The following is a 13,049-nucleotide window of genomic DNA, read 5'->3' as shown; positions in this document are numbered from 1 at the left end:
CGCGGCGCGTGCGGGGCGCCGGGGGGAGGGCAGTTCCGGAATCCCGAGGGGTCGTCTAGAGTGCGGCGGGTGCAGCGGTCCCAGCTCTCGAAGACGAAGCGGCTCGTGGTGAAGGTCGGCACCGGCACGCTCACCACCCCGGACGGCGGGTTCGACCGGCAGAACTGCGCCCGGCTCGGGGCGGAGCTGGCCCACGCGGCGCGGGCGCGGCCGGTGGTGCTGGTCTCCTCGGCGGCCATCGCCTTCGGCGCGCGGGAGCTCGGGCTCGTCCGCACCAAGGGCAAGCCCTGGGACATGGCCACCAAGCAGGCCTGCGCCGCGGCCGGCCAGCCGCACCTCATGCGCGCCTGGCGCGAGGCGCTCGCCCCGCACGGCCTCCAGGTGGCGCAGGTGCTCCTCACCGCCGACGACCTCGCGAGCCGCAAGCGCTTCCTCAACGCGCGCCGCACCTTCAGCCGGCTCCTCGAGCTGGGCGTGCTGCCGGTGGTCAACGAGAACGACACCGTGGCGGTGGAGGAGATCAAGGTGGGCGACAACGATTCGCTGGCCGGCCTGGTCGCCACCTGCGTCGAGGCCGACCTGGTGGTCATGCTCACCGACGTGGACGCCATGTACGACCGCGACCCGCGCGAGCCGGGGGCGCGGGCGCTGCGCGACGTGCCGCGCATCACCGCCGAGGTGGAGCGGATGGCGGGCGGGGCGGGCACCGAGCGGAGCACCGGCGGGATGATCACCAAGGTGAAGGCGGCGAAGCGGCTCGCCTCGCAGGGCACCGCCACCGCGCTCCTCTCCGGCCGCGCGCCGGGCGCGCTCGCGGCGCTCCTCGCCGGCGAGCCGGTGGGCACCTTCTTCACCCCGGCGGTGGAGCAGCTCTCCCGGCGCAAGGGCTGGCTCCTCTCGGCGGCCAAGGGGCGCGGCGTGCTGCTGGTGGACGACGGCGCCCGCCGCGCGCTCGAGCAGCGGGGCAAGAGCCTGCTCCCCTCCGGCGTGAAGGCGGTGGCGGGCCACTTCCGCGTGGGCGATCCGGTGGACATCGCCGTCCGCGACGGCCGCCCCTTCGCCCGCGGGCTCGCCGGCTACGGCGCCGACGAGGTGCGCCGGATCGCGGGCCTGAAATCGGGCGAGATCGAGCGGGCGCTCGGCTATAAGTACCTCGACGAGGTGGTGCACCGGAACGACCTGGTGCTCCTCGAAGAGGAAGAGGCGGAGGCACGGCGGTGAAGAAGCGCGAGCCCGCGTCGATCGCGGAGCGGATGCGGGCCCTGGCGGTCGCGGCGAAGGAGGCCGCCCGCGAGCTCTCGCGCGCGCCCACCGCGAGGAAGAACGCCGCGCTCCTGGCCGCCGCCGACGCGGTGATCCGGCGCAGCCGCGGCATCCTCGCCGCCAACAAGCACGACCTCGCCGCGGCGAAGAAGGCGGGCCAGAACGCCGCCTACCTCGACCGGCTCGCGCTCGACCCGAAGCGGCTCGAGGGCATCGCCGGCGCGCTGCGCGAGGTGGCCCGCCTCCCCGATCCGGTGGGCGAGGTGACCGCCAGCTGGAGCCGCCCGAACGGGCTCGCCATCAGGAAGGTCCGCATCCCGCTCGGCGTGGTGCTGATGGTCTACGAGGCCCGCCCCAACGTGACCACCGACGCGGCCGGCCTCTGCCTCAAGAGCGGCAACGCCGCGATCCTCCGGCCCGGCTCCGACGCGCTCCACTCCTCCCTCGCGCTCGCCGACGCCTTCGCCGACGGGCTCGCCAGGGCCGGGCTGCCGCGCGCCGCCGTGCAGGTGGTCCCGACGCCCGACCGCGAGGCCACCTTCGCGCTCCTCGCGCTCGACGACCTCATCGACCTCGCCATCCCGCGCGGCGGGCCGTCGCTCATCCGCGCCGTGGCCGAGCGCTCGCGCGTGCCGGTGGTGAAGCACTACCAGGGCGTCTGCCACCTCTTCCTCGACCAGTCGGCGCCGGTGGAGAAGGCGGTGGCCATCGCCCTCAACGGCAAGGTGCAGCGCCCCGGCGTCTGCAACGCGCTCGAGTGCCTGCTCGTGCACCGGGGGGCGGCGGCGAAGCTCCTGCCCGCGGTGGGCGGCGCGCTCGCCAAGGCCGGCGTGGAGCTGCGCTGCGACCCGGCCTCGCTCGCGGTGCTGACCCGCGCCGGCGTGAAGGCGAAGGCGGCCGCGCCGGACGACTTCGGGCGCGAGTTCCTCGACCTCGTGCTCGCGGTACGGGTGGTCCCGAACCTCGACGGCGCGCTCGACCACATCGCGCGCTACGGCTCGCTCCACACCGAGGCGATCGTCACCCGCGACCTCGACAGCGCCCGGCGGTTCGAGCGCGAGGTCACCGCGAGCGCGGTGGTGGTGAACGCCTCCACCCGCTTCAACGACGGCGGCGAGCTCGGGCTCGGCGCCGAGATCGGCATCTCCACCACCAAGCTGCACGCCTTCGGACCGATGGGCTTGCAGGAGCTGACGGCGCAGAAGTACGTCGTGCAGGGCGAAGGACAAGTGAGGATCTAGATGGCGACGAAGAAGACCGCGAAGAAGGCCCCTGCCAAGAGGAAGCTCAAGCCGGCCCGCAGGCCCGACGCGAAGAAGCCGGCCCGCAAGCCGGCCGCGAAGAAGCGCGACCTCTCGCGCGCCAGCCCGGCGAACCGCGGGCGCGGCGCCAAGCCGGCCAAGCGCTTCAAGGCGGAGAAGCCCGACGCCGTCGGCACCACCCGCAAGCCGAAGAAGGCCGCCAAGGTCGCCCCGCTCGGCGGGCGGCAGCGCCGGGCGCTCGAGGCGCCGGAGCCGTCGGAGGCCGTCGCCGCCGCCGCGCAGGCCGCGCCGCAGGAGGAGGCCCGCCCCGATCCGGCCCGCGACACCGCCATGGTGATCGCGCAGGCCGGCCTCGACAAGAAGGCGAACGAGGTGCTCCTCCTCGACGTCCGCGGGCTCACGAGCTACGCCGACTGGTTCGTGCTCATGACCGCCGACAGCGACCGGCAGGCGGGCGCGATCGCCGACGCCATCGACGAGAAGCTCAAGGCCGCGGGGCAGAGCAAGGTGGGCTCGGAGGGCTACTCCGGCGGCCGCTGGGTGCTCATCGACTACGGCGACGTGGTGGCCCACGTGTTCAGCCGCGAGGCGCGGCAGTTCTACGACCTCGAGGGGCTCTGGGCCGACGCGCCGCGGTTCCCGGTCGAGGGGTAGGCGCGGCCCGGGCCGCTCACGGCAGCCCGTGGCAGGCGCCGCAGGTGGCGCTCCCCACGGGCGTCGTGCCCCAGCGCACCGAGGTCTGCGCGAGGTGGCACCCCACCGACGTGCAGGTCTTCGTCGCCGGGTCCCAGCGCGCGTCGGCGAGGTGGACGGAGAGCGTGGTGCCGTCCATCACCGCGCCCGGCACCTGCGCCGGGTCCACCAGCGTGGCCGCGCTCGTCACCCAGTACGGCCGGGTGGGCCGGTCGGGCGCGGCGGGCAGCCAGGGGATGCTCCCCGGGAGCGCGGTGCGCGCGTCGAAGACCACGTCGCGCCGGCCGTTCACGTGCAGGCGCGGGAGCACCGCGCCGCCCTCGGCCGCGGGCCCGCCCGCCGTGCCGTGGCAGGCGGTGCAGGCGAGGTCGGCGTAGGTGCGGGTGGTGAGGCGGGCCGGGTCGCCGCCGGGCAGCTGGTAGCTGCCGCTCGTGTCGAGCCAGTAGAAGCCCGACGGGCCGGTGTGGCCCGGGTCCACCGTCCCGGCGTGGCAGGCCTGGCAGGTGATGGGGGCCGCGTCCTGCCCGGCCGCGAGCGCGCCGCCGTGCTTGGTGCCGCCGGGGTGCCACGCGCCCGGCATCCCGAGGAAGTGGCCCAGCTCCCACCCGTCGTCGCCGAGCACGAGGTGGCTGTTGGCGGTGGCGGTGCCGGCCCCGCCGCTCGGGTAGCGCGGCGGGTTGCCGTGGCAGCCGTCGCAGCCGAGCCGCGCGCCGGAGTCCCAGGCCGGCGTCGGCTGGAACGCGGGCGCGTCCTGGCCGGAGCCGTGGCAGTAGACCTGCCCGCAGGTCCGGTCGGCGGCGTAGGTGGCCCCGGGGCCGTTGCGCGCCTTGAGGCTCCCGGCCGGCGCGGCGGGGTCGTGGAGCTCCACCTCCACCGCGCCGTCGCCGTGCTTGGCCGCGTCGAGCGGGTGGCAGTTGCCGCAGCCGAAGGCGTAGCCCGGACCGCCCTGCGGCGCGTAGTCCTGGAGGATCCGCAGGTCGCCGTAGGTGGCGACGGGCGGCGCGCCCTGCAGGGCGAAGTGGACCGCGTGCGAGCCGGTGGCCGGCGGGACCTCGTGGCAGCCGCCGCAGGGCACGTCGGCGCTGAAGGTGACGTCGAGCCGGCCGTTCACGTGATACCCGCCCGCCACGTCGACGGTGCCGTCCGGGCGGACGGTGCGGCCGTGGCACCCCTCGCAGCGGGTGGCCGCGAGGTGCGGCGGCGGGGGCGGGTAGCCGTGGCAGGCGTCGCAGGCCGACTGCGCGCCGTCCACCCGCGTCCAGACCGGCTGCGTGAAGCGGCCGCCCTGCAGCGTGGCGCCGTGGCAGTAGACCTGGCTGCAGGACGGCGGCGTGCTCGCGTCGCCGGGGAGGAAGCGGGGCGTCAGCCTCCCGTTGGCGGTCGCGAGCGGGCCGAAGGCGAGGAGCCCCGTGCCGCTGAAGTGGCCCGGGTCGCCGACGGCGTGCGGCACCGCGTGGCAGGCGTCGCAGCCGAGCCCCTGGCGGACGGGGCCGTCCTGCACGTGGGCGAGGTGCGCGCCGACGCGCGGGTCGGAGGTGTTGGAGAGCCCGAACACCGGGGAGGTGGTCCCGTCGCCGTGGCAGCGCTCGCAGGCGCCCTGGGCACCGCCGGCGCTCTCGGCGTGGCGCCCGCTGCCGCAGGCGAGGAGGGCGGCAGAGCAGGCGAGCGCGGCGACGATGACGCAGCGTGACATGCCGCGGGATCCTGGCGCGGTCGGCGCGTGTGCTTCCTTGACCTACATCAGCCCACGCCGGAGCGGCCCTCCTTTCCGCCCCTCGCGCCTTGCCGATCCCGGGCTCCGCTCTGCTACACTCGCCAACCCTCGGTCCACCACAGGGAATATCCATCCTGTAATCCGCCGTTTAGCTGTCACGGCCCGGTGGCCGCCCACTCTCGAGGAGGCCAGCATGTCGAAGCGGCGCATGGTGACGATGGACGGGAACGAGGCGGTCGCCTCGGTCGCCCACCGCATCAACGAGGTGATCGCGATCTACCCGATCACGCCCTCCTCCAACATGGGCGAGTGGGCCGACGAGTGGTCGTCGAAGGGCAGGAAGAACATCTGGGGCTCGGTGCCGAGCGTCTCCGAGATGCAGTCGGAGGGCGGCGCCGCGGGCGCGGTCCACGGCGCGCTGCAGGCCGGCGCCCTGACGACGACCTTCACGGCGTCGCAGGGGCTGCTGCTCATGATCCCCAACATGTACAAGATCGCGGGCGAGCTCACCCCGTTCTGCATGCACGTGTCGGCGCGCACGGTGGCGACGCACGCGCTCTCGATCTTCGGCGACCACTCCGACGTGATGGCGGTGCGCCAGACCGGCTTCGCGCTCCTCTCCTCCGCGTCGGTGCAGGAGGCGCACGACTTCGCGCTCATCGCGCAGCGCGCCTCGCTCGTGTCGCGCGTGCCCTTCCTCCACTTCTTCGACGGCTTCCGCACCTCGCACGAGGTCTCGAAGATCGAGCTGCTCGAGGACGACGACCTCCGCGCGCTCATCACCGACGAGCTGGTGGCGGCGCACCGCGCCCGCGCGCTCTCGCCGGAGGCGCCGGTGGTCCGCGGCACCGCCCAGAACCCCGACGCGTTCTTCCAGGCCCGCGAGGCCTGCAACGGCTACTACCTCGACTGCCCCGACGCGGTGCAGGCGGCGATGGACGCCTTCGCGGAGCTCACCGGCCGCCAGTACCGGCTCTTCGAGTATTACGGCCACCCGGAGGCGGAGCGGGTGGTGGTGGCGATGGGCTCGGCCTGCGAGACCATCCAGGAGACCATCGACTGGCTGGTCGCCAGGGGCGAGAAGGTCGGCCTGGTGAAGGTGCGGCTCTACCGGCCGTTCGCGGTGGGCGACTTCATGAAGGCGCTGCCGCGCACCACCCAGAGCATCGCCGTCCTCGACCGGACCAAGGAGCCGGGCGCCATCGGCGAGCCGCTCTACCAGGACGTGGTCACCGCGCTCCGCGAGGCGCAGCAGGCCCACATCGACCGCTTCCACCACGAGATCGTGGTCACCGGCGGCCGCTACGGCCTCTCCTCCAAGGAGTTCACGCCGGCGATGGTGAAGGCCGTCTACGACGACCTCGCGAAGCACCGCCCGCACCGGCACTTCACCGTCGGCATCAACGACGACGTCACGAAGCTCTCGCTCCCCTGGGACCCGACCTTCGACATCGAGCCCGACGCGGTGGTCCGCGCCGTCTTCTTCGGCCTCGGCGCCGACGGCACCGTGGGCGCGAACAAGAACTCGATCAAGATCATCGGCGAGGACACCGACAACTGGGCGCAGGGCTACTTCGTCTACGACTCGAAGAAGTCCGGGTCGGTGACCATCAGCCACCTGCGCTTCGGGCCGAGGCCGATCCACTCGGCCTACCTCGTCTCCAAGGCCAACTTCGTCGCCTGCCACCAGTCCCAGTTCCTCGAGAAGTACGAGATGCTCGAGCTGGCGGCGCCGGGCGCGACCTTCCTCCTCAACACGGCGCACGGGCCCGCGGAGGTGTGGGACCACCTGCCGCTCGAGGTGCAGCAGCAGCTCCTCGAGAAGCACCTCAAGCTCTACGTCATCGACGCCTACGACGTGGCCAAGAAGACCGGCATGGGGGTGCGCATCAACACCATCATGCAGACCTGCTTCTTCGCCATCTCCGGCGTGCTCCCGCGCGAGGAGGCGATCGCCCACATCAAGAAGGCGATCGAGAAGACCTACTCGCGCAAGGGCGCCGAGGTGGTGCAGAAGAACTTCGAGGCGGTGGACCAGACCCTCGCCCACCTCTACCCGGTGGAGGTGCCGAAGCGGCTCGGCGGCGCGCCGCGCCCGCCGGCGGTCTCCGAGGCGGCCCCCGAGTTCGTGAAGCGGGTCACCTCGCTCATGATGGCCGGCAAGGGCGACCTCCTCCCGGTCTCGGCCTTCCCGGTGGACGGCACCTGGCCGATGGGCACCACGCGCTGGGAGAAGCGGAGCATCGCCCTCGACATCCCGACCTGGGACTCCTCGCTCTGCATCCAGTGCAACAAGTGCGCGCTCATCTGCCCGCACGCCGCCATCCGCGCCAAGTTCTACCCGGCCGACGCGCTCGCCTCCGCCCCGGCGGCGTTCAAGGCGATGGACTTCAAGAGCGCCGAGGTGAAGGGCGCCAAGTACACCATCCAGGTGGCGCCCGAGGACTGCACCGGCTGCAACCTCTGCGTCGCCATCTGCCCGGCCGAGTCGAAGACCCAGGCCGGCCACAAGGCGCTCGACCTCGTGCCGATGCCGCCGCTCCGCGAGCAGGAGAAGAAGAACTTCGAGTTCTTCCTCGGCATCCCCGACGCCGATCGGACCAAGCTCAAGCTCGACGTGAAGGGCACGCAGTTCCTCGAGCCGCTCTTCGAGTTCTCGGGGGCCTGCTCCGGCTGCGGCGAGACGCCGTACCTCAAGGTCCTGACGCAGCTCTACGGCGACCGGATGCTCATCGCCAACGCCACCGGCTGCTCGTCGATCTACGGCGCGAACCTCCCGACCACCCCGTACACCACCGACGTCAGCGGCCGCGGCCCGGCCTGGGCCAACTCGCTCTTCGAGGACAACGCCGAGTTCGGCTTCGGCCTCCGGCTCGCGGTGGACAAGCAGTCCGAGTACGCGACGGAGCTCCTGAAGCGGCTCGCGCCGGCGCTCGGCGACGCGCTCGTGGACGGGCTCGTCCAGGCCGACCAGTCCACCGAGGCCGGCATCGCGGCGCAGCGCGAGCGGGTGAAGGCGCTGAAGGAGAAGCTCGCCGGGCTGGCCGAGCCCGACGCGCGGCGGCTCCTCGTGCTCGCCGACTACCTCGTGAAGAAGAGCGTCTGGATCGTGGGCGGCGACGGCTGGGCCTACGACATCGGCTACGGCGGCCTCGACCACGTGCTCGCCCAGGGCAAGAAGGTGAACATCCTGGTGCTCGACACCGAGGTCTACTCGAACACCGGCGGCCAGGCCTCCAAGGCCACGCCCATGGGCGCCGCGGCCAAGTTCGCCACCTCCGGCAAGGCCCTCGCCAAGAAGGACCTCGCCATGATGGCGATGACCTACGGCAACGCGTACGTGGCCCGGGTGGCCATGGGCGCGAAGGACGCGCAGACCATCAACGCGCTCCGCGAGGCCGACGCCTTCCCCGGCACCTCGCTCGTCATCGCGTACAGCCACTGCATCGCGCACGGCTACGACATGGGGCTCGGGCTCGAGCAGCAGACCGCCGCGGTGAGCTCCGGCTACTGGCCGCTCTTCCGCTTCGACCCGCGCCGCACCGCCCAGGGCGAGAGCCCGCTCAAGCTCGACTCGGGCGCGCCCAAGACCACGCTCCTCGACTACGTGTCGAACGAGAACCGGTACCGCCAGGTGCAGCAGGCCAACCCGGCGGCGTTCGACCACTTCATCGCCGAGGCGCAGAAGCAGGTCCGGGAGCGGTACGCGCTCTACGAGCAGCTCGCCCGCGCGCTGCACCCCGAGAACCTGGTCCCCGGCAAGGCCAACGGGGCGCCGAAGGCGTAGCGCCGCCGGACGCTTCACGTTTCACCCCCTCCCTGTCCCTCCCCCGCTCCGCGGGGGAGGGGAGGAGGGGTCCCCGCGTCGCCATCGAAGGCGTCCCGGAGGTCTCTCCCTCCCCACGGCGTGGGGAGGGGCGGGGAGGGGCGGCCAGCGGCCCCGCGCTACCAGCGCCCCTCCCGGTCGCGCCCCGGACCCGCTACACTCACGGCCTCCATGTCCCTCCCAGAGAGAACGCTCGCGAGCGGCGACGAGGCGGTGGCGCTCGCGGCCCTCGACGCCGGGGTCGCGCTCGGCACCGGCTACCCGGGCACCCCCTCCACCGAGATCCTCGAGGCCTTCGACGCCGCCGGCGGCAAGGCGCAGTGGGCGCCGAACGAGAAGGTGGCCCTCGAGGTCGGCCTGGGCGTCGCCTACGCCGGCGCCCGCACCCTCGTGACCATGAAGCACGTGGGCCTGAACGTGGCCGCCGACCCGCTCTTCACCGCCGCCTACACCGGCGTGGACGGCGCGCTGGTGGTGGTCTCGGCCGACGACCCGGGCATGGCCTCCTCGCAGAACGAGCAGGACAACCGGCGCTACGCGGTGGCCGCCGGCCTGCCCGCGCTCGAGCCCTCCGACTCGCAGGAGGCCTACGACCTCACCCTCGCGGCCATCGAGCTCTCGGAGCGGTTCAAGCTGCCGGTGCTGCTCCGGATGACCACCCGCGTCTGCCACGGCAAGTCGATCCTGCAGCGCCGCCCCGCCGTGCCCGCGCCGCGCCCGGAGCGGTTCCGTCGCGACATCGCCGGCCGGGTGATGATCCCGGCCTACGCCCGCCCCGCCCACCGGCGGCTGCGCGAGAAGCTCGCCGCGCTCGCCGACTGGGCCGAGTCGGCGCCCCTCACCCGCGTCGATCGCGGCGACCCGCGGCTCGGCGTCATCACCGCCGGCGTCTCCTACCTGCACGTGCGCGAGGCCGCCCCCGACGCGAGCGTCCTCAAGCTGGGGATGGTCCACCCGCTCCCGCTCGCCAGGGTGCGCGCCTTCGCCGACAGCGTGGACCGGTGCGTGGTGGTCGAGGAGGGCGATCCGTGCCTCGTCGAGGCGCTGCGGGCCGCCGGGATCCAGGTGGAGGGCAAGGCCGAGCCCTTCCGCTTCGGCGAGCTCAACGTGGACCGCGTCCGGCGCATCCTCGCCGGGGACGCCCGCCCCGAGCCCGCGCCCCCGCGCGGCAAGCCGCCGGAGCTCTGCCCCGCCTGCCCCTACCACCCGGTCTACGGCACGCTCCAGAAGCTCGACTGCATCGTGGCGGGCGACATCGGCTGCTACTCGCTCGGCGTGCTCCCGCCCTACCAGGCCATGGACACGCTCGTGGACATGGGCGCCGCGCTCGGCGTCGGCCTCGGCCTGCGCCACGCGCTCCCCGAGGCGGAGGCGCGGCGGGTGGTCTCGGTGATCGGCGACTCCACCTTCGTCCACTCCGGGCTCACCGGCGTGGCCGAGATGGTCTACAACCCGCCGCCGACCGGCCACGTGGTGCTGGTGCTCGACAACGGCACCACCGCCATGACCGGCCAGCAGGAGCACCCGGGCACCGGCCGCACCCTCGAGCACGAGCCGACCGGGCGCCTCTCCATCGAGGGGGTCGCCCGCGCCATGGGGGTCGCGAACGTGGACGTGGTGGACCCGGTGGCCGATCCGGCCGGCTTCGAGGCGCTCCTGCGCCGGCGGCTCGGCGAGACCGCGCTGTCGCTCATCGTGGCGCGCCGCCCCTGCATCCTGGCGGCGCCCGAGATCCGCAAGTGGGAGAAGGCGGCCGAGGCGAAGCGGGCCGCGAGCGCCTGCGCGGCCGCGTGCCTCGGCTGCGCGCCGGATCCCCTCTCCCCCAGCGGGGGCGAGGGCGAGGGAGAGGGGGCCGCCCAGTGAAGCCCACCGTGACCAACGTCATCGTCGCCGGGCTCGGCGGCCAGGGCGTGATCAAGGCCTCCGACATCCTCGCGGACGTCGCCCTGCGCGCCGGGCTCGACGTGAAGAAGGCGGAGGTCCACGGCATGAGCCAGCGCGGCGGCTCGGTGTCGAGCGACGTCCGCTTCGGCGAGGAGGTGCTCTCGCCCATGGTGCCGCCGGGCGAGGCCGACTTCCTCCTGGTGCTCGCGCCCTCCGAGGTGGAGGTGAACCGCCCCTCGCTCCGGGCCGGCGGCGTCCTGCTCGCCCCCGACCTGGTCCCCGAGGACCAGCTCGCGAACAAGCGCAGCCTGAACGTGGCGCTGCTCGGCGCGCTCTCGGCGCACCTCGACCTGCCCGAGGCGCTCTTCCTCGAGGCGGTGCGCGCCGCGCTGCCGGAGCGGCTCCACGCGGTCAACGAGGCGGCCTTCGCGGCCGGGCGGGCCGCCGGCGCGGCCGCGGCCCGGGCGCGGACGGCGTGAGCCTGGCCGAGCCGGCGGCGGCCCGGCCGGCGGCGGACCCGGCCCCGCGCGGCGCGCCTGGCCTGCCGCGGCGCGCGCTCGCGGCGGCGGCGCTCCTCGCCCTCGCCGGCGCCGCCCGGCTGGCCCTCGCCTGGGGCGAGGTGCCGAACCGCGCCTCCCTGGGCTGGGACGCCGCCCGGCGCGCCGTGCTCAACCTCGAGGCGGCGCAGGCGCTCCGCGAGCTGCGGCCGCTCACGCTGCTGCGGCTCCTGGCCGGCCCCGAGACCTGGCCCACGCTGCGGATGGCCCTGGCGGCGCCGCTCCTCGCCGTCACCGGCCCGTCCTTCGCGGTCGAGGGGCTCCTCTCCTGCGCCTTCTCCGGCGCGCTCCTCGGCGCGACCTTCCTGCTCGCCGCGGCGCTCGCGCCGGCGCGCCCGCTCCTCGCCGGGGCCGCCGCCGCCGCGCTGGTCGCGGCGCACGAGGGGCTGCTCGGGTACGCGGCGACGCCCATGCTGGAGCCGCTCTCCGCGCTCCTCACCACCGTCGCGCTCCTCGCCTGGGTCCGGCTGCGCGACGGCGGCGCGGGCGCGCGGCTCTGGCCGCTGGCGCTCGCCGGCAACCTCCTCTTCCACGCGAAGTGGCAGCACGGGATCTTCCTCGCGCTCGCCGCGCTCGCGGTCGAGGTGGCCGGGCTCGACGGCGCGGCCCGGGCGAGCGCCGCCCGGGCGCTCCTCACCGCCCTGCGCCGGCGCGCCTTCGCCGCCTTCGCGGCCGCCGCGCTCGCCTGCGCCCTCGCGGCCGCGGTGGTGGCGGCGACCGGCGGTGTCGAGGCCACGGTCCTCGGCCTGCACGTGATCGCCCGGACCGCCGACGGGCCGGTCTTCTGGGCCGCGTTCGCGCTCCTCGCCGGCGGCGGCCTGGAGCTCTGGCGCTCGCGGGCGCTGCTGCGGCGCGAGGTGCCGCGCCGGCTGCGCGGGCTCGTGGTCTGGCTGGCCCTGCCCATGGCGGCCTGGACCCTCGTGCCGTTCACCTGGCGCCTGCGGACCATGCTCGTCACCTCCACCACCTTCGAGCCCGGCGGCGCCGCGCGGCTCGGGCCGCTCGGCGGGCTTGCCTTCCACGCGCGGGCGGTGGTCGAGGGGTTCGGCGGGCCGGCGCGGGCCGGGCTGCTGCTCGGGCTCGGCGCGGCCGCGGCGGGCGCGGCGCTCCGCCCGGAGCTGCGGCGGCGGCTCGCGCCCGTCGCGGCGCTCGCCGCGGTGGAGCTCGCGGCGCTCGGGCTCGGCACCCGCGCCAACTACCAGGCCCGCTTCTCGCTCAACCTCGCGCCGGCGCTCGCCGCCGCGGCCCCGGCGGCGCTCTCGCTCCTGCCGCCGCTCGCCGGCCGCGCCGCCGGCGTGGGGCTCCTCGCCCTCGCGCTCGCCGGGGCCGCCCCGCGCTGGCGCGCGCCCCGGCTCGAGGCGCTCCTCTCGCCGGGGTTCAACCTCGAGGAGATCGGCGCCGGCTGCGCCGCCGTCGCTCGGGCCGTGCCGCCCGCGGGCGGGTTCCTCGTGAACGAGACCGCCGTGCCCTGGCGGCAGGACTGCGCGCTCGCGTTCTTCGCCGAGGCGCGGCGCCGCGGCGCGCCGTACGACGCCGAGCGCGATCGCCCGGCGCCCGCCGACCGCGAGGCGATCCAGGTCGGCCACGACTGCAGCCGCACGCCGCCCGCGCTCGCCGGGTTCCGGCCGGACGGGCCGGCGGCGCTGGATCGCGGGGTCTGCGCGCGGCGCTACCGGAGGTGAGCCGCGCCCCTCCCTGGCCCTCCCCCGCTCCGCGGGAGAGGGGAAGAGGGGACCGCCGGGCTCGCCGCGAGGAGCCCCTCGCTGGAATCCCTGGCGCACGCCGCGAGGAGTGCCTCGCTGGAATCCCTGGCGCACGCCGCGAGGAGTGCCTCGCTGCACTCCCTCCCC

General features: G+C 74.9%; 8 protein-coding genes. 7 read left to right on the top strand and 1 reads right to left on the bottom strand.

The features are described 5' to 3' along the window. Positions 1-69: 69 nt before the first annotated feature. Genes proB through rsfS form a run of 3 tightly spaced genes read left to right on the top strand, consistent with a single transcriptional unit; the run spans position 70 to position 3,179 of the window. The gene (gene proB / locus AMPC_RS13510; RefSeq protein ID WP_248341803.1) at positions 70-1,221 is read left to right on the top strand and encodes a glutamate 5-kinase; all 1,152 of its coding nucleotides are present in this window, start codon (positions 70-72) and stop codon (positions 1,219-1,221) included. Positions 1,222-1,253: 32 nt separating this feature from the next. After that, positions 1,254-2,504 carry a glutamate-5-semialdehyde dehydrogenase gene (locus AMPC_RS13505; RefSeq protein WP_404800653.1) on the top strand — a complete coding sequence of 417 codons (1,251 nt, stop codon included), beginning with the start codon at positions 1,254-1,256 and terminating at the stop codon, positions 2,502-2,504. Then, entirely contained in the window at positions 2,505-3,179 is a 675-nt protein-coding gene (gene rsfS, locus AMPC_RS13500) for a ribosome silencing factor (RefSeq protein ID WP_248341801.1), read from the top strand. Between the two features lie 16 nt (positions 3,180-3,195). Here rsfS and AMPC_RS13495 read toward each other — a convergent pair whose 3' ends face one another. Beyond that, positions 3,196-4,911 carry a CxxxxCH/CxxCH domain c-type cytochrome gene (locus AMPC_RS13495; protein ID WP_248341800.1) on the bottom strand — a complete coding sequence of 572 codons (1,716 nt, stop codon included), beginning with the start codon at positions 4,909-4,911 and terminating at the stop codon, positions 3,196-3,198. A gap of 214 nt (positions 4,912-5,125) precedes the next feature. Between AMPC_RS13495 and nifJ the strand changes: the two genes are divergently transcribed. The 4 genes from nifJ to AMPC_RS13475 all read left to right on the top strand — a co-directional run bounded on the left by nifJ (position 5,126) and on the right by AMPC_RS13475 (position 12,881). Continuing rightward, complete coding sequence (gene nifJ, locus AMPC_RS13490; protein WP_248341799.1) at positions 5,126-8,719, top strand: pyruvate:ferredoxin (flavodoxin) oxidoreductase; 3,594 nt, start codon at positions 5,126-5,128, stop codon at positions 8,717-8,719. A 210-nt stretch (positions 8,720-8,929) separates the two neighbouring features. Continuing rightward, positions 8,930-10,621 carry a thiamine pyrophosphate-dependent enzyme gene (locus AMPC_RS13485; RefSeq protein WP_248341798.1) on the top strand — a complete coding sequence of 564 codons (1,692 nt, stop codon included), beginning with the start codon at positions 8,930-8,932 and terminating at the stop codon, positions 10,619-10,621. Next, the gene (locus tag AMPC_RS13480) at positions 10,618-11,121 is read left to right on the top strand and encodes a 2-oxoacid:acceptor oxidoreductase family protein (RefSeq protein WP_248341797.1); all 504 of its coding nucleotides are present in this window, start codon (positions 10,618-10,620) and stop codon (positions 11,119-11,121) included. The genes AMPC_RS13485 and AMPC_RS13480 overlap by 4 nt, the downstream gene beginning before the upstream one ends. After that, positions 11,118-12,881, top strand: a complete 1,764-nt coding sequence (locus tag AMPC_RS13475) for a hypothetical protein (RefSeq protein WP_248341796.1) — start codon at positions 11,118-11,120, stop codon at positions 12,879-12,881. Before AMPC_RS13480 ends, AMPC_RS13475 begins: the two co-directional genes overlap by 4 nt. Positions 12,882-13,049 lie beyond the last annotated feature (168 nt).

The organism is Anaeromyxobacter paludicola, from assembly GCF_023169965.1.
In the GTDB taxonomy this organism is placed as follows: domain Bacteria; phylum Myxococcota; class Myxococcia; order Myxococcales; family Anaeromyxobacteraceae; genus Anaeromyxobacter_B; species Anaeromyxobacter_B paludicola.
The sequence above is the reverse complement of the archived record's forward strand: the minus strand, read 5'-3'. Positions and strand labels throughout refer to the sequence as shown.